This is a genomic window from Massilia soli (genome assembly GCF_016809835.1).
GTDB classification, from domain to species: Bacteria; Pseudomonadota; Gammaproteobacteria; order Burkholderiales; family Burkholderiaceae_D; genus Telluria_A; species Telluria_A soli.
Genome location: NZ_JAFBIL020000009.1, coordinates 47,878 through 69,236 on the forward strand (window position 1 = coordinate 47,878; position 21,359 = coordinate 69,236).

The following is a 21,359-nucleotide window of genomic DNA, read 5'->3' on the forward strand; positions in this document are numbered from 1 at the left end:
GTCAGGGCGCCGGAACCGCCGGTCGCCCGTCCCACCGTGCATGTTGTTAATGACTATATGCGGTGGGAATCAAAGTGCAGAGTTTATCAGTTAGTGTCGCAAGGAAACAGCCCCCGGGCGCCAGTTCATGAAAAAAGAGCAAGCGCACGTCACAATTGATATTGTCGTTTTGCTATCGCTGGCGGGCCGCTTCAATCAGGCCGAACAGGGCGGACGAGTCGATTGGCTTGACCATGTGGTGGTCGAAGCCGGCCGCCAGCGCAGCGTCCTTGTCGCGCTCGCTGCCGTAGCCGGTCGCGGCGATCAGCAGCATGCCTGCGGTGGCCGGGTCCTGGCGCAGGCGGGTCGCCAGCGTGTTGCCATCCATGTCCGGCAAGCCGATGTCGAGGATGCCGATGCCCGGCTTGCCGGTGCGCGCGCGCTGCAACCCCGGCAGCGCGGCGTGCTCGACCAGCACGTCATGGCCGGCAGCTTCCAAAAACATCGCCAGCATGCGCGCCGCATCGACGTTGTCGTCGACGATCAGGATGCTCTGGCGGCGCGACGGCGCCACCGGCAGGGTACGCCCGTCCGGATTCGCCTGCGCCCCCTGGTCGCCGGTCAGGCGCGGCAACGCCACGGTAAACCGGCTGCCCATCCCGAGGCCGTCGCTGTGGCAGGACACCTCGCCGTGGTGCAGCCCGACCAGGCTCTTGACGAGCGCCAGCCCGATTCCCAGCCCGCCCTGGGCGCGGTCCGAGCTGCGCACGGCTTGCGAGAACAGGTCGAACACATGCGGCTGCAGTTCGGCCGCAACGCCGGCGCCGTTGTCTTCGACGCTGATGATCACCTGGCTGGCGGTGGTTTCGGTGCGGACCACGATGCGCCCGCCGCGCTCGGTGTACTTGACCGCGTTGTTGAGGATGTTCGACAGGATCTGCACCATCCGCTTGTGGTCGCCCATGACATGCGCCGGTTCGGCGGGCGACGTGACCGTCAGCTGGTGCAGGCGCGCCTCGACCAGCGGGCGTACCTGCTCGACCGCGTCGGCGACAACGCGGTTGACGTCGAGATCGGTGCCGCTCAGTTCGATCAGGCCGCGGGTGACGCGCGAGATATCGAGCAGGTCGTCGACCAGGCTGGACATGTGCTGCACCTGGCGGCTGATGACGGCGCTGGTCTGGCGAATCCGTGCCTCGCCGAGGTTGGCGATCGCCAGCAGGTCGGCGGCGGCGCGGATCGGCGCCAGCGGGTTGCGCAGCTCGTGCGCCAGCATCGCCAGAAATTCGTCCTTGCGGCGGTGCTGGTCGCGCAGCGTGTCGTACAGGCGCGCATTCTCGAAGCCGGTCGCCGCCACCGACGCCAGCTGGCTCAGGATCGCCTCGTCCGCTTCGGTAAATTCGCCGTCTTCCTTGTCGGAGGCCTGCAGCAGGCCGATGTTGCTGCCGTCCTGGGCCTTCAGCGGCACCGCCAGCCAACCGCGCATCGGCGGGTGTTCGGCGTGGTGGGCGCCAAAACCCTTCCAGTCGGGGTGGCGCTCCAGTTCATGCTGGGTCAGGCGCATCGGCTGGTTGGTGCGGCACACGGTGGCGTAAATGCCGCTGCCGTCCGGGGTGGCCTGGTAGCCGGCGAAGCGCGCATATTTGTCCGACAGCGACACCGCATTGATCGACTGGCTCCCGCTGTCGCCTGCATTGAGCGAAATGACCGCCTGGTGCGTGCCCAGGATGTCGCGCACGATGTCGACCAGCGCGGCGGCGATATCGTCGACGCTGGCGCTGGTGTGCAGCTGGTTCGAGGCGGCCGCGACCTTGGCCAGCACCGCCGAGTGGCGGCGCTCGGCGTGCAGGCGGCGCGCCAGTTCCGACTCGACGATCTTGACCTCGTGGATGTCGGTGTTCGAGCCGATCCACATGATCACGCGGCCCGCTTCGTCGCGCATCGGCACGGCGCGCGACAGGTGCCAGCGGAACTGGCCGTCGGCGCGGCGGCAGCGCTGCTCGACCTGGAATGGCTCGGTGTGCTCGAGCGCGTGGGTCCAGGCGCCGATGCTGTCGTCGAGGTCGTCCGGATGGATCAGCTGCACCCAGTTCCAGTCGTGCAGCGCGTCCTCACCCAGGCCGCTGAACTCGGTCCAGGCCGGATTGAAATAGTCGATGCTGCCCTCGGGCGTGGTGGTGAAGATCTTCTGGTGCATCGAGTCGAGCATGAAACGCAGCCGCTGTTCGTTGTTGCGCAGTGCTTCGTCGGTGCGGCGCCGCTCGGTAATATCGGTGTTGGTGCCGATCCATTCGCGGATCGTGCCGTCGGCGTGGTACAGCGGCACCGCGCGCACGCTGGTCCAGCGGTAGGCGCCGCTGGCGTGCATGACGCGGTACTCGTTCTGGTAGATCGACTTGGCGGCGACGGCGTCGGCCCAGACCTGCGCGGCATGCGCGCGGTCGTCCGGGTGAATCGCGTCGAGCCAGCCGCTGTCTCTCCATTGCTCGTAAGTCTGGCCGGTGAACTCGCGCCAGCTGGGCGAATCATCGATGATGACGCCGTCGGCGTCACTGTTCCAGACGATCTGGCTGGACGCCGCCACCAGCGAACGGAAGCGCTCTTCGCTCAGGCGCAGCGCGACGTCGGACTGCATGCGGTCGCTGATGTCTTCATGCATGATCATCAGTTCCAGCACCTTGCCGTGCTGGTCCTTGATCGGCTGCACGCGCGACGTGACCCAGCGCGGGCGCGCGACGATGCCCATTTCGGCAGGGTCGTAGCGGATCGCCGGTATATCGACCGCCTCGCCGGCAAACGCGCGCCGCAGGTAAGGCGTGACGCCCTTGGCTTCCAGCTGCGGGTCGGTCAGCAAGTTGTAGTCGCCGTACAGGACGTGGTCCTTGAGCGCGTCGCCGAGCGGCCCTTGCCACATGGTTTCCCAGACCTTGTTGACCTGCAGCGTACGGCCATCGGCAGCCACCAGCTGCATGCTGATCGGCGCCTGGTCGAACACTTCGCGAAAGCGCAGTTCCGAGGTCGAGGCTGGGGTTGGATCGACACTCATATGCGGTTCCGGGACAGGTGGAAGGAATGGTTATACTTTTCGGCGGGAAATTATATCAGCACGCATCACGGTGCAATATTGATCATTTCAAGCGTGCGTCGCTTTCTGCAGTCAAAATGGCGAGAAACATTCATCGCGGAGGAAACATGCTGATCGCTACATTCAACGTCAATGGGATTACCAGCCGCTTACCCAACCTGCTGCAATGGCTGGAGGAAAAGCAGCCGGATGTCGCCTGCCTGCAGGAACTGAAGGCGCCGCAGGAAAAATTCCCGGAAGAAGCGTTGAAGGAAATCGGTTACCACGCGATCTGGCATGGCCAGAAGAGCTGGAACGGCGTGGCGATCCTGACCCGGGACGCGCCGGCGCAGGAAATCGGGCGCGGGCTGCCGGGCGACCCGGCCGACGAGCAAAGCCGCTATATCGAGGCGGCCGTCAATGGCGTGATGGTCTGCTGCCTGTACCTGCCAAACGGAAATCCGGCGCCGGGCCCGAAGTTCGAGTACAAGCTGCAGTGGTTCGAGCGCCTGATCGCGCGCGCCGCCGAACTGATCGAGAGCGGGGCGCCGGTGGTGCTGGCGGGCGACTTCAACGTGATGCCGACCGAGCGCGACGTCTACAAGCCGGAGCGCTGGACCAAGGACGCGCTGTTCCGGCCCGAGACGCGCGAAGCCTTCCACCGGCTGGTGGCGCAAGGCTGGACCGATTCGCTGCGCGCCATGCACCCGGATGAGACCATCTACACGTTCTGGGATTATTTCCGCGATGCTTATGGGCGCAACGCGGGGCTGCGCATCGACCATCTGCTGCTCAGTCCTGCGCTGGCCGGGTCGCTGAAGGCAGCCGGCGTCGACCGCGACGTGCGCGGCCGCGAGAAGCCGAGCGACCACGCGCCGACCTGGATCGAACTCGCGCTGGACAGGTGAGGCGGCAAGGCAGCCAATGGACGAACCACGTTGCCCGCTGTGCGGCCGGATCCTGGGCACGGCGAACATCGACCGCCATCACCTGGTGCCGAAGAAGTTCAAAGGCACCGAGCAGTTCCCGATCCACAAGATCTGCCATCGCAAGATCCACTCGGTGTTTACCGAACGGGAATTGCTGGACAACTTCCACAGCTGGGATGCGCTGCGCCGCCACGAGGATATCCGGGCTTTCATCGGCTGGGTGGCCAGGAAAGATCCCGGGTTTTACGCGCGCACGGCGACTTCCAGGGCCAAGAAGATGAAGTAGCGCGCCGCTACTGCGGCAAGGCGCGCGCGTTGCGCTGACGTAGCCAGTATCCGCTGCCCAGCAGCGCGAGCCACGCCGGAATCAGATACACCGACAGGCGCAGCCCGGGCGTAATGAACATGACGACCAGGATCCCCGCGAGGAACACCAGGCACAGATAGCTCGAGAGCGGCCACATCGGGCTTGGGAAGGCGGTGGCCGCGCCCAGTTTCTTTTTGTGCGCGCGGAAACGCAGGTGAATCCAGGTGATCATCGCCCAGTTGATGACCAGCGCCGAGACGACCAGCCCCATCAGCATGCCAAAGGCTTCGCCCGGCATGAAGTAGTTCAGGCTCACGCACAGGCCGGTCGCGGCCGCCGACACGCCGAGCGCCGCCAGCGGCACGCCGCGGCGGTTCACTTTCAGCAGGGCACGCGGTGCATTGCCTTGCAGCGCCAGGCCGTACAGCATGCGGCTGTTGGCATAGACGCAGCTGTTGTACACCGACAGCGCGGCGGTCAGCACCACGATGTTGAGCACATTGGCCACCAGGCTGCTGTCGAGCGCATGGAAGATCAGTACGAACGGGCTGCCGCCGCTGACCACTTTTTGCCACGGGTACAGCGACAGCAGCACGCCAAGCGCGCCGATGTAGAAGATCAGGATGCGGTAGATGGCCTGGTTGGTGGCTTTGGGAATGGTTTCGGATGGATTCTCGGCTTCCGCCGCGGTGATGCCGACCAGCTCCAGGCCGCCGAACGAGAACATGATGACCGCCATCGCCATCACCAGTCCGCCAACGCCGTTCGGGAAGAAGCCGCCGTGCTGCCACAGGTTGGCGACCCCGGCTTCAGGGCCGGCGCCGCCCGAGGCCAGCAGGTAGATGCCGAAGCCGATCATCGCGACGATGGCCACCACCTTGATCACGGCGAACCAGAATTCCATCTCGCCGAAGGCCTTGACCGTGGCCAGGCTGATGCTGTTGATGATGACGAAGAACGCCAGCGCCGACATCCAGGTCGGTATATCCGGATACCAGTACTGCACGTAAATGCCGACGGCGCTCAGTTCGGCCATGCTCACCAGGATGTACAGCACCCAGTAATTCCAGCCCGAGGCGAAGCCGGCCAGGTGGCCGCAATACTTGTCGGCGAAATAGCTGAAGGAACCGGCGACCGGCTCGTCGACGACCATTTCGGCCAGCTGGCGCATGATCAGGAAGGCGATCACGCCGGCAATCGCGTAGCCCAGCAGCACCGAGGGACCGGCCAGCTGGATGGTTTGCGCGATACCGAGGAACAGTCCGGTTCCGATGGCGCCGCCCAGCGCGATCAGCTGAATGTGACGGCTCTTGAGGCCGCGCGTGAGTTGCTGCTGTCCTTGGACTGCCATGGTGTTTACCGAAATGCAAAAAGGGGGACATTTTAATGTAATTCGGAAATTGCAGCGGCCACAGGATGCGCGATCGTCATTGCAACCGGCGCCAGCGTGACTAGAATGGAAGCGTGTTGTTCACGGTACGGCCATGAAGATCCTGACCAGAGGCGTCGCGAAACGCCTGATATTTTCGCTGCTGCTCGGTGCGGGCTTGTCCGGGTGTGCGGTCTACGGTCCGCCGCCGGTTGCCTACGATCCGTATCCCTACAGCTATGGCCCGCCCGTCTACGCGGGGCCGCCGGTGTCGTTCGACCTGGGCTTTGGCTTCTACGACTTTGGGCGGGGCTACCACCACCGCGGACACGGGCTCCAGCATCGCCACCACCATGGCGCGCGCGCGCATCGCCATCAGCACGGCCAGCGCGGGGGCCATCACGGGCATCGCGGCTTTCGCGGGGTGCGGCGCTAGGCGCTGAAACGGTCCGTGCTATCCTAGCCGGACAGTGAATCTCCCGACCACAACCGGAGCCGGCATGACCGTAGCGTACGCCTGATGCTGCAGACCTTTGCGATCCTGCTGGTGTTCCAGTGCCTTGGCGAAGGGCTGGTGTTCCTGCTGCAGTTGCCGCTCCCCGGACCGGTCGCCGGCATGCTGCTGCTGTTCGCGGCGCTGCTCGCGTCGCCGCGGCTGCACGCGCTGGTCGAGCCGGCCGGCAGCGAACTGCTGAAGCATCTGTCGCTGCTGTTCGTGCCCGCTGGCGTCGGCATCGTTGCGGCCGGTTCCGCCATCGGCAGCAACTGGCTGGCTTTGCTGGCCGCGATGGTGGGCAGCACGCTGGTGACCCTGGCTGTGACGGCCGCCGTGATGCGCGCACTGACGCCCGATGACTGAACTTCCGGAAATCGGCGCATTCTGGGTCTATCTCGCGGCCACGCCGCTGGTCGGCCTGACACTGACCTTGTGCGCATACACCATCGCCCAGGCGATCAATGCGCGCTGCCGGATGTCGCCGCTGGCCAATCCGGTGGCGATTGCGATTGCGCTGGTGGCGCTGGCGCTGGCCCTGACCGGCATGTCGTACCAGGAGTATTTCGCCGGTGCGCAGTTCGTCCACTTCCTGCTGGGACCTGCAACCGTGGCGCTGGCCATTCCGCTGGCGCGCCAGGTGCCGACCATCCGGCGCGTCTTCGTTCCCCTGTTTTTCGGTCTGCTGGCCGGTTCGGCTTGCGCGATTTTGTCGGCGGTGGCGCTGGTGATGGCGCTGGGTGGTTCGGAACTGCTGGCGGTGTCGGCAGCGCCCAAGTCCGCCACCACGCCGATCGCGATGGCCGTCGCCGAACGCCTGGGCGGCATGAGCGCGGTCACGGCCGCGCTGGTGGTGGGTACCGGCGTGTTCGGCGCCGTGGTGGCGCGCTTCCTGTTCAACTGGATGGGCATCGGCTCGCCCCGGGTGCGCGGCTTCGCACTGGGCGTCGCCTCGCATGGCATCGGCACTGCCCGCGCGTTCCAGGTCAGCCCCGAGATGGGCGCGTTCGCCGGGCTCGGCATGGGGCTCAACGCGGTGTTGACCGCATTGCTGGCCCCATGGCTGGTGCCGCTCGCGCTACGGCTGTTCTGACCGGCTTCAGTCTATAAACAGCGTCGCCGGGCACTCGAGGTAGGCGCGCAGCGCCTGCACGAACTGGGCTGCGTACATGCCGTCGATCACGCGGTGGTCGAACGAGCATGACAAATTCATCATCTTGCGCACGACGATCGCGCCGTCGCGCACCACTGGCCGCTCGACCATGCGGTTGACGCCGACGATGGCCACTTCCGGATGGTTGATAACGGGCGTGGTGACGATGCCGCCCAAGGCGCCCAGGCTGGTGATGGTGATGGTCGATCCCGACAGCTCGTCGCGCGCTGCCTTGCTGGTGCGCGCCGCCTCTGCCAGCCGCGCCACTTCGGCGGCGCTGGCCCACAGGTCGCGCGACTCCGCATGGCGCACCACCGGCACCATCAGGCCGGCGTCGGTCTGGGTGGCGATGCCGATGTGGACAGGCTTGTGGTACGTGACCGAGCCGACATCGTCGTCAAAGCGCGCATTGACGTGCGGGAAGCGCGCCGCACCCAGCACGACGGCGCGCATCAGCAGCGGCAACAGGGTCAGCCGGCCGCGCTCGGCGCCATGGCGGGCGTTGAGCTGCACGCGCAGGGATTCCAGGTCCGTCACGTCGACTTCCTCGACGTAGGTAAAGTGCGGGATGCGGCGTTTTGCATCCTGCATCTTTTCGGCGATCTTGCGGCGCAGGCCCAGTAGCGGCACCGCCTGCACGCCTTCCAGCGGCGCGTAGCGGTTGCCGGCCGGCGCGGGGCCGGGCTTGCTGCCGGCGAGGATCGCATCCAGGTCGGCATGGGTGATGTGGCGTGCCGGCCCGGTCGCCCGCACGCTGTGCAGGTCGATGCCAAGGCTGCGCGCGCGCTGGCGCACCGATGGCGAGGCAAGCGGCTTCTCCTGGGACGCGGCCGGTGCCGGGGGCGGGGCGGCGACGGTCACTTGCGCGGCCGCTGCTGGCGCCGGTGCCGGTGCCGGTGCTTGGGCTGGTGCTTGGGCTGGTGCTGGCGCTGGCGCTGGCGCGGCCACCGCGGCAGGCGGCGCGGGGGCGCGGGCTGGCGCCGGTGCGCCGGCGACGGTATTGCCGTCGCCCTCGACCTCCAACCTGATCAGCTCGGCACCGACAGCCAGCGCCTGGCCGATCGCGCCGCCCAGCGACACCACCGTGCCGTGCACCGGCGAGGGGATTTCAACGGTGGCCTTGTCGGTCATCACGTCGGCCAGCACCTGGTCCTCGGTGACGGCATCGCCCGGCTGCACGCGCCATTCGACCACTTCGACTTCGGCAATGCCTTCGCCCAGGTCCGGCATCTTAATTACATGAATTCCCATTACGCCTCCATCGCACGTTTGAATGCCGCACCAACACGGTCAGGTCCGGGGAAATACACCCATTCCTGTGCGTGCGGGTAAGGCGTGTCCCAGCCGGTGACTCGTTCGACCGGCGCTTCGAGGTGGTAGAAGCAATGCTCCTGCACCAGGGCCACCAGTTCGGCGCCGAAGCCGCTGGTGCGCGTTGCCTCGTGCACCACCACGCAGCGCCCGGTCTTCTTGACCGAGTTGACGATCGCGTCGAGATCCAGCGGCCAGATGCTGCGCAGGTCGATGATCTCGGCGTCGACGCCGGTTTCGCGCGCGGCCGCTTCCGCCACGAACACCATCGTGCCGTAGGTGATCACGGTCAGGTCTTCGCCGGGGCGGAACACCGATGCCTTGTCGAGCGGCACCGTGTAATAGCCCTCGGGCACTTCCCCGAGCGGATGCTGCGACCATGGCACCACCGGCTTGTCGTGGTGGCCGTCGAACGGACCGTTGTACAGGCGCTTGGGCTCGAGGAAGATCACCGGGTCGTCGTTCTCGATGCATGAGATCAGCAGGCCTTTGGCGTCGTACGGGTTGGACGGCATCACCGTGCGCAGGCCGCAGACGTGGGTGAACATCGCTTCCGGGCTCTGGCTGTGGGTCTGGCCGCCGTAGATGCCGCCGCCGCAGGGCATGCGGATGGTCATCGCGGCGGTGAACTCGCCGGCCGAGCGGTAGCGCAGGCGCGCCGCTTCCGACACGATCTGGTCCGAGGCTGGGTAGAAATAGTCGGCGAACTGGATCTCGACGACCGGGCGCAGGCCGTAGGCGGCCATGCCGACCGCGGTGCCGACGATGCCGCCTTCCGAGATCGGCGCGTCGAACACGCGCGACTTGCCGTACTTGGCCTGCAAGCCGTCGGTGCAGCGGAACACGCCGCCGAAATAGCCGACGTCCTGGCCGTAGATCACCACATTGTTGTCGCGCTCGAGCATCACGTCCATGGCCGAGCGCAGGGCCTGGATCATGGTCATCGGCACGGTGTTGGTTTGCTTGTCTCTTGCCACGTCACACTCCCGATTGTTCGCGCTGGCGGCGCAGGTGTTCCGGCATGTCCTTGTAGACATCCTCGAACATCGAGGCCGCGTCCGGCCCGCGGCCGCTGGCCAGCGTGCCGTACTGTTCTGCTTCCTTCTGGGCGGCCACGATTTCCGCTTCCAGTTCCTTGCTCGTGGCGTCGTGCTCCTGGTCCGACCACAGGCCGCGCAGGGTCAGGTGCTGGCGCAGCCGGCCGATCGGGTCGCCCAGCGGGAAGTGGGTCCAGTCGTCGGCGGGCCGGTACTTGGACGGGTCGTCCGAGGTCGAGTGCGGGCCGGCGCGGTAGGTGACCCACTCGATCAGCGTCGGGCCGAGGTTGCTGCGCGCGCGTTCGGCGGCCCAGCGCGAGGCGGCATAGACGGCGAGAAAGTCGTTGCCGTCCACGCGCAGCGAGGCGATGCCGCTGCCGACCCCGCGCGCGGCAAAGGTGACGCTTTCGCCGCCGGCCAGCGCCTGGAAGGTCGAGATCGCCCACTGGTTGTTGACCACGTTCAGGATCACCGGCGCCCGGTAGACGTGGGCAAAGGTGAGGGCGGTGTTGAAGTCCGATTCGGCGGTGGCGCCGTCGCCGATCCAGGCCGCGGCGATCTTGGTGTCGCCCTTGATGGCCGAGGCCATGCCCCAGCCGACCGCCTGCACGAACTGGGTGGCAAGGTTGCCCGAGATGGTGAAGAAGCCCGACTTGCGCACCGAATACATGACCGGCAACTGGCGGCCCTTCAACGGGTCGCGCTCGTTCGACAGCAGCTGGCAGATCATGTCGACCATCGACACCTTGTGCGCCATCAGCAGGCTTTGCTGGCGGTAGGTCGGGAAGTGCATGTCGCCGTCGTCGAGCGCCAGCGCCTGGGCGGTGCCGAGCGCTTCCTCGCCAAGCGAGGTCATGTAAAACGACATTTTCTTCTGGCGCTGGGCGATCACCATGCGGGCGTCGAAGATGCGCGTCTTCATCATGGTGCGCAGCCCAAAGCGCAGCAGGTCGCTGTCGATGTCCACGGCCCACGGGCCGACGGCGTTGCCGCTGTCATCGAGCACGCGGATCAGCGACCACGCGAGGTCGGCGGTATCTGGCGGCGCCACGTCGACAGGCGGGCGCCGGACGTCGCCTGCGGTGTTCAGGCGGAGGTACGAAAAATCAGTCTTGCATCCCGGCCGGCCGGTGGGCTCCGGTACATGCAGCGACAGAGGCTTACTCTGGCTCATTATTGCTTCCCCTTGGTAAGGTGGTGCGCCGCAAGAATACCAAATTGTGCCCGCGCACGCGTGCTATTTACGCAAGTTTTCATATTGCGCTGCGCCATATTGGAGCGCACTCATGCGAACTAAATGCCCGGCTCGCCTGTCTAGAACACGGTAGAGCATCCAGGCGAGCAGAGCATGCCCGATCCCCCCTGGCGCTCGGGAATTGACGGGACAGGACTGGCAGGCGGCTTTTTTGCGCCGCGCCATGCCTGCCGATCTCATTGAATGCTATTTCTGATTCGCGGCGCCTGCTGACAGGCCCGCGCGCCGAGGGGAACAATAATGAAGAAGGTGATTTCTGTATTTTCGTGCCGCGTCATACTGATGCTGGTGGCGGGCTGGCTTCCGATGCTTGGCGCCTGCAGCGGTGGCAGCGGCGCCGACTCGCGGGCCTTGCCGGCGCCGGCGCCGGTGCTGGCAGCGGCGGCGCCGGGCGCCGTGGAGGCGCCGGTGGGCGGCACGGCCGTCGTCGGCACGCCGGCGCCTGTGGCTGATCCCGTCCCGGCAGCGCCAGTGGACGGCATGGCCGATGAATTCGCGGTGTCCGGCTATTCGCCGGTCGCCGCACCTGCCAGCGCGCCGGCCGACGCGGTGTTTCCGGGCATGGGCGGCGGCACCGCGGCCGACCCGCTCGGCGAGATCCACGAGGCAGTCCACCTGGCCCACGCCAATCGCGACGCCTTGTACGTGTCGCCAAGCGGGTCGGATGGCAACCCTGGTACATCGACGCGGCCATTCCGGTCGCTGGCACGGGCGGCAAGGGCGGTGCGCGCCGGCACCACGGTGTATGTTGCGCCAGGCATCTACAATGGCGGGTTCCGCACCACTGCCAGCGGCAGGCAGGATGCGCGCATCAGCTGGATATCGACCAGGAAATGGGGCGCCAAGCTGGTGCCGCCGCCCGGCTCGCGCACCAAGGTGGCGTGGGACAACCGGGGGGACTATGTCGATGTGATCGGCTTCGAGATCGATGGACGCCAGCACCGCGACGGGTTGCGCTGGACACATGGCATCTACAACGGCGGCTCCTACGATTCAATCCGCAACAATTACGTCCATCACATCGCGCAGAAAATCCAGTGCACATCAGGGGGCGGGGCCGCGATCGGGATCGACAGCTACTACCGCGGCGTCAAGTCGGACGTGATTGCCAACCTGATCCACGACATCGGTCCTGCCGGCTGCCACTTCGTACAGGGAATCTATGTCAGTACTTCCGGGACGGTCAAGAACAACGTGGTCTACCGGGTGGCCGAGGCGGGCATCCATCTGTGGCATGACGCCAACCGGGTCATCATCACCAACAACACGGTCACCGAATCGAATACCGGGATCATCGTCGGCGGAGGCAACTTCTATCACACCAAGGGGCCGAACGATTACACCCTCGTCTACAGCAATATTGTGTACGACAACAAGATGGGCATTTCAGAACAGGGCCGGACCGGCAAGAACAATAGCTACCGCAATAACCTGGTCTACCGAAACGCACGCTTTAACTGGAGCCTGAAGAACGGCCTGACCCACAGCGGGACAGTCAGTTCCGCGCCATTGTTTGTCGGCGAAAACGCCAGCGTGCCGAACCTGAAACCGAGCCGCAGTTCACCGGCGGTCGGGCAGGCGTCGCCAGCCCATGCGGCCAGCACCGACTTCGACGGGCGCGCCCGCAATGCCAGCACCGGCTACGATATCGGGGCCTACCAGCACTGAGCCGGGCCGCTAGTGCACCAGCACCTGGTTGAACATGCCGTACTGGAGGCTGGCGGCAATGCGGCGCGCGACAAGCAGGAACTCGCCGGCCAGCTCGGGCGTGAACAGCCGGTGCGCGGTGCTGTCGAACAGCGACAGCCAGCGCCTGAAGTGGTCGGGCACGACGCCGTCAAGCTCCATGTGGGTGCCATAGACGTTGCCGCGAAATTCCCGGGTGGCGAGCATGACGGTGGACCAGAACTCCACCATCCGCGCCAGGTGGGGTTCCCAATCGTCACCGATGGCGGCGTCGAAGATGGTGTGCAGCTCCGGATCGCGCCTGACGTCGGCGTAGAACTCGTGGACCAGCTGGGCGATGACCGCCCGGTTCAGTTCAGCATGCATGGGCATCACGATAAGATATAGATGAGATGCCTCATTATAATCCGCTCGTCCATAGCTTTTGCGGATGAATGGCCGGAAAAGACGTCGCTAAATTTGCGACACTCAGGCGCCTTGTTCGATGCCTGGTGCGGGACGGCGCCGGGCCGCCGGCCCCTTGGATCGTCACCCGGCGCAGTTGAAAGCAGAATTGGTGCCGGTGTTTGAGGCCACCGGACTAACCTGCGGCGCCTGCGACTGCAGGCATCCAACGCCCCCATGGTAGTACCGCTAAATGACCGGAGAATGACGTCGGTCACAAGCGAGGCGTTAAGGATTTCCCAGCAGGTCGTGGGCGTCCAGGATCGCGTACGCGATGTCCGGATGGCGTTCGAGGCATTTCCTCACGGCGGCGGGGATGGTCTGGCGCGTCTTGCGGCACAGTCCCGGCCGCTCATCGAGGAGGATGGTAAAGCCGCGCACCGTGCGCACGCCGCGTGCGCTGGGGGTGATGCTCAGGCCGATGCCGAGCAGCTCTTGCATCTTGGCGCCGAGGCGCTGCAGGTCGTCGTAGGTTTCGATGCTGTCTATGCGCGCGATCAATTTCTTTTCTTCTTCGCGGGTCAGGCGCAGCACGCGCCAGTCGGCGTGCGGGTCGGCCAGCAGGCGGTCGCGGTCGCAAACGCAGGCGCCGGGCGGGCACTCTACGCGTATCGGGAACGGTACCGCTTGTAGCATGAGGTCGCGCCGTTGATGAACAAAGGAGACATATTCTACCTCGCGCCCGCCGCCGCTCCAATATGCGCAGCGCCGCCCGTGGCGGCGGCGTCGCGGGTGCGCAGCCGCACCTGCAGCTCGCGCAGGTAATACGCCAGCAGGCGCGTGTCGCCCGACAAGCCGCGCTGTGCCGGCGACGCGGCATCGGCGTGGCGCAGTTCGATCAGCAGCTCCGGGCCGGCCGGGCCGGGCGGGATGGCCAGCTCGGCGACGGCCAGTGAATGCATGCCGGCCGGTTTTCCATTGATGCGCACCTCCGATGCGCGCACCCGGTCAAAATAGTGTCCGGTAAAGGATAAGCCGGTCGCCTCCTGGCCGGCTGGAAGGCGAATCCTGATGAGCGAGCGTGCGGCGCTGGTCCAGGTCCCCGCAGCTTCGGCGCCATGCCAGCCGCTGTCGAGCACTTGGCGGGCTGCGCCGGCGCCGGCAAAGCTCAGCCGCACTGGCGTGTCGGCGCGGGCTGCCGCCGAGCAGGCAAGCGGTCCGTTCAGGTACTCCCAGCCGCGGTCGACTGCAACAACCGCGTGCGTGCTGACCTGCCGTCCTGCGGGACACACGCCGCCACTGTCGCTGCTGTTGGTCCAGTGGCGCAGCAGTTTGACCGGCACGCCGTTGGCATATAACACCTGGGTGGTATCGCGGGTGATGCTGGCCTCGCTGTGCTTGCCGCGCTCGATGAAGATCTCGGGGTCGGGATTGAGGTGGCCGGGAAATGCCGCGAGCGCCCACTCGGCCAGCGGCGCGTGATGGAGGTAGTTGGTGGTGCGCCACATTAAGCCGCTACCGAGCACGGCCATGCATTGCGCTACGATTACGGCGCCTACGACCTGCATGCGCGGCCTGGCTGGCAAGGCAGGCAGGACCGACACGAGATAGGCCGCCAGCGGCATCGCGGCCCAGTACGCATATCGCAACATGACCGACGTGCCGCTGTTCCAGTTCATCGCAGCCAGCGCCGGTGCTGCAACGATGCAGCACGCCAACGTGGCGAACAGGGCGTTGGCTGCAACGACCCGCTTGTTCAGCGCCAACCTGATTGCCGCGATCGCCGCCAGTCCGGCGAACAGCCCCGGCATGCCCGCCAACATGCCCTGGTCAAGGTCGAAGACGAAGGACAAGGCGCGGCGCGCGGTGATCAGGGACGGATCGGTAAAGTGGGGCGCGATCAGGCTGGGTACGCCGAACACGCTGTAATAGAACAGGTAGGGGCCAAGCGCGGCGGCGATGCCCAGGGTGCCAAGGGTGATCTGGGCCGCCGCGCTGCGATGTACGATCGGCAGGGTGACGAGTGCCGGCACGCGCAACGCGGCCAGGCGATGCGCAGCGAACAAGGGAATGATCAATGCCAGCGACGGATTCTGGGTCGCGCCTATGCCAGCCAGGCATATCGCCATCGACGTATCGCGTCGCAGCACGCACATGGTGGCGGAGAATGCGCAGCAGGCGGTGAGCACTTCCGGGCCGGTCCATCGGAGATAGTATGCGGTGCCAAGCGACAGGAACACCAGCGCCGCGGTCCGGCTCGCTTTTGGCAATGACTGATGCAGGTGCACAATGGTCGCGCCCAGCAGCGTCAGGTTAAGCAGCGGAAAACACAAGGCGGGGTTGATTCCCAGCCATACCGCGACCGCGTAATATGGCGCCGCCATCAGCGAATACAGCCAGAAGTGAATGGCGTATATCTCGCCCGGTTCGGTACGTGCGAATCCGAAGTGCGGCAGTCCCGCCGGCGTGCGGCGCAGTTCGTCGACAGCGTTGGCGAGCAGGGTGTGGGCAGCCGGATCGATGTGCCCGTCGAGTAGCCTTGACAGATGCGCGAAGTCGGCCGGGGTGAGCAATGCGCTGCCGTGGGCGGTGAACGCATGCGCCATCATCAGGTATTCAATGCCATCGCCATCGATGTGGGATCGCAGGATTCCAGCGATGGTGGCAAGTAGCGCGAACAGCGCCCAATACCCGGTTCGGGCGTCTGTCGGCATGAATTCCAGGTGCGATTGGGAAACGTAAAGTGCCGTGTTTATAACATGCGTGTTCGTTGTATTTGTTGGTTAATTGTCAGTAGATAAAATAAATAAATAACCGACTTTCTTCCATCCAATCTGGATACGTTCTAGCTGGAAGGGCGCGGGTTCGGTCATGCGTGCGCGGCGCAAGGTGGCGTAAACTGCCGCCATGTATGAGGCACGCGGAGGTTGTCATGGTGCTGAGCGGGGGATGTTGTTGTGGCGCGGTTCGCTACGAAACAGCGGAGCATGTTTTTCATGCGACGATTTGTCACTGTCCGACTTGCCGCAAGTCTGCGGGCGCGCCCAGCGTGGCCTGGTTCAGCGTGCACCTGTCGGACTTCGAAATTATTTCCGGCAGCTTGGCCAGTTACCAGTCGAGCCAGCACGTCACGCGCGGCTTTTGCGCCGAGTGCGGAACCCAGTTGACCTACCAGCGCGATGACTTTCCCAACGAGATCGATATTACCTTGTGCAGCCTGGACGATCCGGAGGTCACCCGGCCGGACGATCACACCTTCGTCGAGTACCGCCTGAGCTGGATGGTTCCCGGCGATGACCTGCCCGAATTCCCCCGGACCCGTGCCGAAGGACCGCTTCCAATGACGCACGACCGGCCCGGGCAACGACCCCGTCACTGAACAGTATCGGCGACGCAGGTTGCGCGCTTGCGCCCGCCCGGCATCGGGTCAGAATGAATAGACCAGCGTGACGGAGGTCTGGGTATCGGTGTTTTTCTTATTGGCCGGTACGTTGGTATCGTTGCGGGCGGCAAACGCCGCCTTCATTTGCATGGTGTCGTTGATCTTGGTGGACAGCGCGGTTTCGGCGATCGAGTGGACGTTCGAGGTGCCGCGTTCGACGCTGACCGAATGCGAAAACACCGCTGACGGACTCAGACGCCAGTTGACGGCGGCCGCCCCGCGTACCGTGAAGCCCTTTTCGTCCTCGCCATTGGCGCGCGTGCCGGTGAAGTAACCCGGGCCGACTTCAAGGTCGATGCGGCGATCCTTGGAATTTTGCCAGCCCCACGCGTGGCCGACCGCCATGGTCGAGTAGGTGGTGTAGGCGCCGAAGCGGTCATCGACATAAGTGCCCAGTACGAACAGCTTCTTGCCGTCTTCCATCAACTTGTAGGCTGCCTTGGCCGATGCCGACACGCGTTCCGCCGATTTCACGGTGACCGTCTTGCCGCTGCCGACGGTTTTTTTATCTTCCTTGAAATAACCCGAAACGATGTACTGGTTGCTCCAGTCGTCGAGTTCCTGGCGCGCATCGATGCGGCCGGTCACCGAGGTGCCTGCGGTGTTGCCGGACGTCGTGATCGCGCCGAGCTCGGCGGAAGTCTTCCAGGAAGGGTCAATGTCGCCGGCGTAAGCGCTGCCGTGCGCCACGGCTGCGGCGAGCGAAAGGTAGGAGAGGAGTTTCATGGGCGTATCGGTGCGGCTGTCGGTGCCAACTATTGTAACCGATCAACACCGGAGTGCGGCCCTGCAAACACGCAACTTACGTCAATTTACCGTCAATACGCTCTAACGATGCCTATTCATCCGCAATATAGGCAACGTCAACTGCTGTCCGCTTACGGATTGGCAGCCGTCAGGCCGCGCTGGCGGCTCGCCGACATTGAACTGTCGAGCAACATCAGGGTCCGGCGCGCTTCTTTAAGGGTGGCGACATCGCGGGCCAGCGAGCGCCCCGGTGCCTGTACCTGGGTGTAGGGAGCGGGGCGCAGCTTGGTCGATGGCGGAAGGTTGGTCAGTTGGTAGCGAACCGTGCCGCCGGTGAGCGCCGGGGCTGCTTGGTCAGCGGCCGCTTCCGGGGCCACCTCGGCAGCTGCGGGCAGCGGGGCCGATGTCAGTACGACCTGGGTCGCTTCGCTGGCACATGGCTGGTCGGTCAAAGTCACGTGGCCGGCACTGTCGGTGCACTTGTTGATGCCGGTTCCTGCGAAGGTGCTCGAAACGATGACCATGCCTGCGGCGAAAAGTGTGTGGCGGATGGCTTTGCATTTCATGATGTTGCTCCTCGTTAGCGTTTAGATAATTATGCGCGCCACGAGGAGCCACTTCTGTTCGGTACCACACGATGTCAAAATAATAATTTATTGCTGAGTTCACGCTCCGGCGTAGGCGTATTTGAATGTGAACGCGGCAGCGATCACCCAGACGATGGGCTTGACTTCGCGCACTTTGCCAGTGAGCAGCTTGAGCATCGCATAGGTGATGAAGCCGAAGGCGATGCCGTGGGCGATCGAGTAAGTAAAGGGAATCGCTACCGCGCAGATGGCGGCGGGAATGCTTTCGGTGGTCTCGTCCCAGTCGATGTTGCCGAGGTCGCGCAGCATCAGGCAGGCGACGAACAGCAGCGCCGGGGCGGTGGCGTATGGCGGCACCACGCCAGCCAGCGGCGAGATGAACAGGCAGGCCAGGAACAGCAGGGCGATCACCACCGCGGTCAGCCCGGTGCGCCCGCCGGCCTGGACCCCGGCCGCGCTCTCGATGTAGGCGGTGGTGCTCGATGTTCCCAGTGCCGAGCCGGCCACGATGGCGGCGCTGTCGGCCAGCAGCGCGCGGTTCAGGCGTTCCATCTTGCCGTCGACCAGCAGCCCTGCGCGGCTGGCCACGCCCATCAGGGTGCCGGTCGCGTCGAACAGTTCGACCAGGAAGAAAATCAACACGACGTTCAGGATGCCGACGCCGATCGCGCCGCCGATATCGAGTTGCAGCAAGGTCGGCGCGAGCGACGGTGGCGCCGAGAAAATGCCCTTGAAGGTGTTGCCGCCGAAGAAAAAGCTGGCCACCGTGACTGCCACGATGCCGATCAGGATCGCGCCGCGCACGCGCAGGCGGTCGAGCGTGACGATCAGCAGGAAGCCGATGACGGCCATGATGGCGGGGGCGGAACGCAGGTCGCCGGCGCTGACCATGGTGGCTGGGTTGGCGACCACGATGCCGGCGCTTTTCAGTGCGATCAGGCCGAGGAACAGCCCCAGGCCGACCGTGATGGCGGTGCGCAGCGAATGGGGAATGCCGTTGACAATCATCGCGCGCAGGCCGAACACGCTGACCAGCACGAACAGGATGCCCGAGATGAACACGGCGCCCAGCGCGGTCTGCCATGGCACGCCCATGCCGAGCACGACAGCGTAGGCAAAGTAGGCATTTAGTCCCATGCCCGGCGCCATGCCGATGGGATAATTCGCATACAGGCCCATCATCAGGCTGCCCAGCGCGGCGGCCAGGCAGGTCGCCACGAACACGGCGTCTTTCGGCACCCCGGCGTCGCCCAGGATCGACGGATTGACGAAGATGATGTAGGCCATGGTCAGGAACGTCGTCACGCCCGCGATGACTTCGGTACGCGCCGTCGTGCCGTTTTCCTGCAGTTTGAAGTAATTGTTTAGCAGTGACACTGTGCTCTCTCCTGATGATGTGTGATTCATAATCCTTGCTGTCTTATCAAGATCATACCGCGTCGCGGCAGTCGCGTGTCTGCTTGCGATTTGCTAACATGGCGGACAAGTCACCTCACCAGAAAAACAGCCATGCCAAAAAACAAGCGACCCGTCGCACGCAAGTCCGCCGCCACCCCCGCCGCGCAGGACGACGATGATCTGGTCGCCCAGGCGATGGCCGACCTGGCGCTCGATGTCGCCGTGCCCGAAGATGACGGCCAGGCCTTGGTCAGCCAGAAGCAGGAGGACTTGAACCGCCTGATCCTCAACGCGCTGCGCAAAAAGAACGACGACGTGCTGTACGACGCCATCGACCGTGCCCGCTACACCGACATTCCGGCCTATCAATTGCTGCGCGCGAGTATCGAGGAAGCGAGCGGGGCCATCGTGATGCGGCGGGAAGGCGCGCCGGCGATGGAAATCAACGCATTCGCGATCCCGGTGTTCGTCCACGGCATTGGCGGACTGAAGCAAGACGAGGCGTTTGCCGACCCGGCCGCATTCGACGCGCTGGTCGACAGCCTGCGCAGCGGTGGCCTGGAAAGCGCCGACGCCAAGGTGGTCCTGGTGGCGCACGCCTTCGATCCGCGCGAGGCGGCGCGGATCACTTACTGCGAGCTGAACGAGATCGTGCGCGAAGTCCATGCCTCCATGACGTCCAAAAAACTGACCGCCGCGCCGGCGCTGGACCGCACGATGACGGGCTGGGCGCCGAGTACCGCCGCGGCCGCCGAGCCGACCGTCGAATTGCGTTTCCTGGTCGGCTTCGCGCTGAAACGGGTCGACGACCCGTTCTACGCGGTTCCCGCCGACGAGGCGCGCGCCGAAGCGTACTTCGAGGCGCGCATGGCGCGCTACCGCGCCTGGACCGGACAGGCCGCGCCGCTGGTGCGGCGCTGCCTTGCCGCCAATCCGGCGTCGATCGAGATCAATTTCCTGTACCAGGACCTGTTCTTCGGTGCCTTCGAGCATGGCGTCGAGGAACTGGCGACCTTGCGCATGATGACGCAGCTAAACCAGGCGCTCGATGCCAGCGGCCTGGCGCCGGCGCAGGCCAGCGCGCTGGTTGCCGCAGCGGCCGCCGACGACGACCTGGTGATGCGGGTGAGCTTGCTGGGTCAGGATGGCGCCGTGTTCGCCACGGTTGAAAAGCCGCTCGACGTCGGCGCCGAACTGGAAGCCGAGATCGAGGACGTGCGCGATGCACTGGCGGCGATCGGCATTGGCGCAGTCGAGGTCAGCGCGCCAGCGCTGTAACTCAGCGCTTCGCTTTGGCGCGCGGCCAGTTCTTTTCGATGATCGCCCACAAGATCAGGCCGTAAGCGACCAGGCGGATCAGGTAGTGCAGGGCGCTTTCCTCGTTCATCGAACGCGCCATGCTCGAATAGATGCGGTGCGCGCCTTCGATGGCGAACGACAGCGCGAAGTACAGGAAGAAGCGGTCGCCGGTGTTGCGCCAGTAGCGGATAAACACCGTGCTGATGACCAGCGAGGCCATGGCGATTGCGCCAACCAGGATGTCGTTCATGCGCTTCTCACTCCTTTTCGTAAATCAGGCCGTACAGCAGCAGCAGCAGCGCCAGCAGCGCCGAGCCTAGCCGGTAGGGCAACAAATCGACCGAGTTTGGGAAAATGACCCGGTCGACCATCAGCAGCACGTTGTTCAGTGTGATGACGACAAAACACATGCCGCTCCAAAACAGCAGGCGGTGGCGGGTGCGCCTGTAGCTGCCCAGCAGCAGCCAGGCACAGGCGAGCGACGTGAGGATGCATAAAATGTAGATGATCTGGGCCATTTAAGAATCCTTTCGCCATTTGAACGCGTCGGCGAACTGCTGCGCCTTGCGGTCGTGCTTGGAGTGGATAAGGTGGGTGACGTCGACCAGGTGGCGGGCATAGAAATCGGCCAGGCTGTCGATGGTCTCGCGCAGGAATTCACTCACTGGCTGGTAGTGGTAGCGCGCCTGCGCGCCCTCGGTGGTCGCGGCCACGGCCATGCCGGACTGGCAAAGGTCGTCGAGCAGCCCGGTCGCAGGCTTTTCGCCTAGGTACAGACGTTCGGCGACCTCTGCCGTGCTCCATGGGCCGGGAGCGGCGCGCAACAGGAGCAGGGCTTCTAAGTGCGGTACCGACGGTATGCTGGTAAGCACGAACCGGCGTATGTCTTCGGGAATTGCATGCTGCGCCATAGCTTGCT

At 64.9% G+C, this 21,359-nt stretch carries 22 protein-coding genes; 8 read left to right on the forward strand and 14 right to left on the reverse strand.

The genetic code is table 11. The annotated features are described in order from the left end of the window. Positions 1-172: 172 nt before the first annotated feature. Positions 173-3,025, reverse strand: coding sequence for a PAS domain S-box protein (locus tag I4X03_RS20630; RefSeq protein ID WP_223470138.1), 2,853 nt, complete (start codon positions 3,023-3,025; stop codon positions 173-175). A gap of 146 nt (positions 3,026-3,171) precedes the next feature. On the opposite strand from I4X03_RS20630, the gene xth reads away from it, so the two are divergent. Together xth and I4X03_RS20640 are read left to right on the forward strand one after the other, a co-directional pair. Continuing rightward, positions 3,172-3,951 (forward strand): exodeoxyribonuclease III, encoded by a 780-nt coding sequence (xth, locus tag I4X03_RS20635; protein ID WP_223470139.1) that lies wholly within the window; start codon positions 3,172-3,174, stop codon positions 3,949-3,951. A 16-nt stretch (positions 3,952-3,967) separates the two neighbouring features. Continuing rightward, positions 3,968-4,258 (forward strand): hypothetical protein, encoded by a 291-nt coding sequence (locus tag I4X03_RS20640; RefSeq protein ID WP_223470140.1) that lies wholly within the window; start codon positions 3,968-3,970, stop codon positions 4,256-4,258. A gap of 7 nt (positions 4,259-4,265) precedes the next feature. On the opposite strand, the gene I4X03_RS20645 is transcribed toward I4X03_RS20640, so the two are convergent. Then, complete coding sequence (locus tag I4X03_RS20645; RefSeq protein ID WP_223470141.1) at positions 4,266-5,630, reverse strand: amino acid permease; 1,365 nt, start codon at positions 5,628-5,630, stop codon at positions 4,266-4,268. A gap of 133 nt (positions 5,631-5,763) precedes the next feature. Here I4X03_RS20645 and I4X03_RS20650 point away from each other — a divergent pair, with 133 nt between their 5' ends. The 3 genes from I4X03_RS20650 to I4X03_RS20660 all read left to right on the forward strand — a co-directional run bounded on the left by I4X03_RS20650 (position 5,764) and on the right by I4X03_RS20660 (position 7,234). After that, complete coding sequence (locus I4X03_RS20650; protein ID WP_223470142.1) at positions 5,764-6,084, forward strand: hypothetical protein; 321 nt, start codon at positions 5,764-5,766, stop codon at positions 6,082-6,084. Positions 6,085-6,168: 84 nt separating this feature from the next. Then, positions 6,169-6,507 (forward strand): CidA/LrgA family protein, encoded by a 339-nt coding sequence (locus I4X03_RS20655; protein WP_223470143.1) that lies wholly within the window; start codon positions 6,169-6,171, stop codon positions 6,505-6,507. Further along, positions 6,500-7,234: an LrgB family protein gene (locus I4X03_RS20660; RefSeq protein ID WP_223470144.1), complete on the forward strand. Its 735-nt coding sequence runs from the start codon at positions 6,500-6,502 to the stop codon at positions 7,232-7,234. Before I4X03_RS20655 ends, I4X03_RS20660 begins: the two co-directional genes overlap by 8 nt. Before the next feature lie 6 nt (positions 7,235-7,240). Here I4X03_RS20660 and I4X03_RS20665 read toward each other — a convergent pair whose 3' ends face one another. The 3 genes from I4X03_RS20665 to I4X03_RS20675 are packed head-to-tail and all read right to left on the reverse strand — an operon-like array spanning position 7,241 to position 10,816. After that, entirely contained in the window at positions 7,241-8,545 is a 1,305-nt protein-coding gene (locus I4X03_RS20665) for a dihydrolipoamide acetyltransferase family protein (RefSeq protein WP_223470145.1), read from the reverse strand. Next, entirely contained in the window at positions 8,545-9,549 is a 1,005-nt protein-coding gene (locus I4X03_RS20670) for an alpha-ketoacid dehydrogenase subunit beta (RefSeq protein WP_223470538.1), read from the reverse strand. Before I4X03_RS20670 ends, I4X03_RS20665 begins: the two co-directional genes overlap by 1 nt. 34 nt (positions 9,550-9,583) lie before the next feature. Continuing rightward, positions 9,584-10,816, reverse strand: coding sequence for a 3-methyl-2-oxobutanoate dehydrogenase (2-methylpropanoyl-transferring) subunit alpha (locus I4X03_RS20675; protein ID WP_223470146.1), 1,233 nt, complete (start codon positions 10,814-10,816; stop codon positions 9,584-9,586). A gap of 321 nt (positions 10,817-11,137) precedes the next feature. On the opposite strand from I4X03_RS20675, the gene I4X03_RS20680 reads away from it, so the two are divergent. Next, positions 11,138-12,565, forward strand: a complete 1,428-nt coding sequence (locus tag I4X03_RS20680; RefSeq protein WP_223470152.1) for a right-handed parallel beta-helix repeat-containing protein — start codon at positions 11,138-11,140, stop codon at positions 12,563-12,565. A gap of 9 nt (positions 12,566-12,574) precedes the next feature. Here the strand turns inward: I4X03_RS20680 and I4X03_RS20685 are convergent, their stop codons facing one another. From I4X03_RS20685 to I4X03_RS20695, 3 genes are all read right to left on the reverse strand, one after another. Further along, positions 12,575-12,949: a group III truncated hemoglobin gene (locus I4X03_RS20685; RefSeq protein ID WP_223470154.1), complete on the reverse strand. Its 375-nt coding sequence runs from the start codon at positions 12,947-12,949 to the stop codon at positions 12,575-12,577. Positions 12,950-13,255: 306 nt separating this feature from the next. Further along, positions 13,256-13,663 (reverse strand): hypothetical protein, encoded by a 408-nt coding sequence (locus I4X03_RS20690; RefSeq protein ID WP_223470156.1) that lies wholly within the window; start codon positions 13,661-13,663, stop codon positions 13,256-13,258. Between the two features lie 35 nt (positions 13,664-13,698). Then, positions 13,699-15,681 carry a hypothetical protein gene (locus I4X03_RS20695; RefSeq protein ID WP_223470158.1) on the reverse strand — a complete coding sequence of 661 codons (1,983 nt, stop codon included), beginning with the start codon at positions 15,679-15,681 and terminating at the stop codon, positions 13,699-13,701. A 218-nt stretch (positions 15,682-15,899) separates the two neighbouring features. On the opposite strand from I4X03_RS20695, the gene I4X03_RS20700 reads away from it, so the two are divergent. Then, positions 15,900-16,346 carry a GFA family protein gene (locus I4X03_RS20700; protein WP_223470160.1) on the forward strand — a complete coding sequence of 149 codons (447 nt, stop codon included), beginning with the start codon at positions 15,900-15,902 and terminating at the stop codon, positions 16,344-16,346. Between the two features lie 48 nt (positions 16,347-16,394). Here the strand turns inward: I4X03_RS20700 and I4X03_RS20705 are convergent, their stop codons facing one another. The 3 genes from I4X03_RS20705 to I4X03_RS20715 form a co-directional block, all read right to left on the reverse strand. Then, complete coding sequence (locus tag I4X03_RS20705) at positions 16,395-17,135, reverse strand: DUF481 domain-containing protein (RefSeq protein ID WP_223470163.1); 741 nt, start codon at positions 17,133-17,135, stop codon at positions 16,395-16,397. A 152-nt stretch (positions 17,136-17,287) separates the two neighbouring features. Then, positions 17,288-17,722, reverse strand: a complete 435-nt coding sequence (locus I4X03_RS20710; protein ID WP_223470165.1) for a DUF4124 domain-containing protein — start codon at positions 17,720-17,722, stop codon at positions 17,288-17,290. Positions 17,723-17,821: 99 nt separating this feature from the next. Further along, positions 17,822-19,114 (reverse strand): NCS2 family permease, encoded by a 1,293-nt coding sequence (locus tag I4X03_RS20715; RefSeq protein ID WP_370660542.1) that lies wholly within the window; start codon positions 19,112-19,114, stop codon positions 17,822-17,824. Between the two features lie 138 nt (positions 19,115-19,252). Between I4X03_RS20715 and I4X03_RS20720 the strand changes: the two genes are divergently transcribed. Then, positions 19,253-20,419 (forward strand): hypothetical protein, encoded by a 1,167-nt coding sequence (locus I4X03_RS20720; protein WP_223470169.1) that lies wholly within the window; start codon positions 19,253-19,255, stop codon positions 20,417-20,419. 1 nt (position 20,420) lies between these two features. On the opposite strand, the gene I4X03_RS20725 is transcribed toward I4X03_RS20720, so the two are convergent. From I4X03_RS20725 to I4X03_RS20735, 3 genes are read right to left on the reverse strand one after another with little or no spacing between them, the layout of a single operon-like run. After that, complete coding sequence (locus tag I4X03_RS20725; protein WP_223470172.1) at positions 20,421-20,690, reverse strand: DUF5985 family protein; 270 nt, start codon at positions 20,688-20,690, stop codon at positions 20,421-20,423. A 7-nt stretch (positions 20,691-20,697) separates the two neighbouring features. Beyond that, on the reverse strand, positions 20,698-20,958 hold the full coding sequence (locus tag I4X03_RS20730) for a DUF5985 family protein (protein ID WP_223470174.1): 261 nt from the start codon (positions 20,956-20,958) through the stop codon (positions 20,698-20,700). Then, positions 20,959-21,351 carry a hypothetical protein gene (locus tag I4X03_RS20735; RefSeq protein WP_223470176.1) on the reverse strand — a complete coding sequence of 131 codons (393 nt, stop codon included), beginning with the start codon at positions 21,349-21,351 and terminating at the stop codon, positions 20,959-20,961. Positions 21,352-21,359 lie beyond the last annotated feature (8 nt).

Coding starts and splice junctions, on each gene's coding strand:
- I4X03_RS20730 (WP_223470174.1), bottom strand. CDS start 20,958: ATGGCCCAGATCATCTACATTTTATGCATCCTCACGTCGCTCGCCTGT.
- I4X03_RS20695 (WP_223470158.1), bottom strand. CDS start 15,681: ATGCCGACAGACGCCCGAACCGGGTATTGGGCGCTGTTCGCGCTACTT.
- I4X03_RS20680 (WP_223470152.1), top strand. CDS start 11,138: ATGAAGAAGGTGATTTCTGTATTTTCGTGCCGCGTCATACTGATGCTG.
- xth (WP_223470139.1), top strand. CDS start 3,172: ATGCTGATCGCTACATTCAACGTCAATGGGATTACCAGCCGCTTACCC.
- I4X03_RS20700 (WP_223470160.1), top strand. CDS start 15,900: ATGGTGCTGAGCGGGGGATGTTGTTGTGGCGCGGTTCGCTACGAAACA.
- I4X03_RS20685 (WP_223470154.1), bottom strand. CDS start 12,949: ATGCATGCTGAACTGAACCGGGCGGTCATCGCCCAGCTGGTCCACGAG.
- I4X03_RS20640 (WP_223470140.1), top strand. CDS start 3,968: ATGGACGAACCACGTTGCCCGCTGTGCGGCCGGATCCTGGGCACGGCG.
- I4X03_RS20660 (WP_223470144.1), top strand. CDS start 6,500: ATGACTGAACTTCCGGAAATCGGCGCATTCTGGGTCTATCTCGCGGCC.
- I4X03_RS20650 (WP_223470142.1), top strand. CDS start 5,764: ATGAAGATCCTGACCAGAGGCGTCGCGAAACGCCTGATATTTTCGCTG.
- I4X03_RS20705 (WP_223470163.1), bottom strand. CDS start 17,135: ATGAAACTCCTCTCCTACCTTTCGCTCGCCGCAGCCGTGGCGCACGGC.
- I4X03_RS20725 (WP_223470172.1), bottom strand. CDS start 20,690: ATGAACGACATCCTGGTTGGCGCAATCGCCATGGCCTCGCTGGTCATC.
- I4X03_RS20690 (WP_223470156.1), bottom strand. CDS start 13,663: ATGCTACAAGCGGTACCGTTCCCGATACGCGTAGAGTGCCCGCCCGGC.
- I4X03_RS20645 (WP_223470141.1), bottom strand. CDS start 5,630: ATGGCAGTCCAAGGACAGCAGCAACTCACGCGCGGCCTCAAGAGCCGT.
- I4X03_RS20665 (WP_223470145.1), bottom strand. CDS start 8,545: ATGGGAATTCATGTAATTAAGATGCCGGACCTGGGCGAAGGCATTGCC.
- I4X03_RS20655 (WP_223470143.1), top strand. CDS start 6,169: ATGCTGCAGACCTTTGCGATCCTGCTGGTGTTCCAGTGCCTTGGCGAA.
- I4X03_RS20670 (WP_223470538.1), bottom strand. CDS start 9,549: ATGACCATGATCCAGGCCCTGCGCTCGGCCATGGACGTGATGCTCGAG.
- I4X03_RS20720 (WP_223470169.1), top strand. CDS start 19,253: ATGCCAAAAAACAAGCGACCCGTCGCACGCAAGTCCGCCGCCACCCCC.
- I4X03_RS20710 (WP_223470165.1), bottom strand. CDS start 17,722: ATGAAATGCAAAGCCATCCGCCACACACTTTTCGCCGCAGGCATGGTC.
- I4X03_RS20735 (WP_223470176.1), bottom strand. CDS start 21,351: ATGGCGCAGCATGCAATTCCCGAAGACATACGCCGGTTCGTGCTTACC.
- I4X03_RS20675 (WP_223470146.1), bottom strand. CDS start 10,816: ATGAGCCAGAGTAAGCCTCTGTCGCTGCATGTACCGGAGCCCACCGGC.
- I4X03_RS20630 (WP_223470138.1), bottom strand. CDS start 3,025: ATGAGTGTCGATCCAACCCCAGCCTCGACCTCGGAACTGCGCTTTCGC.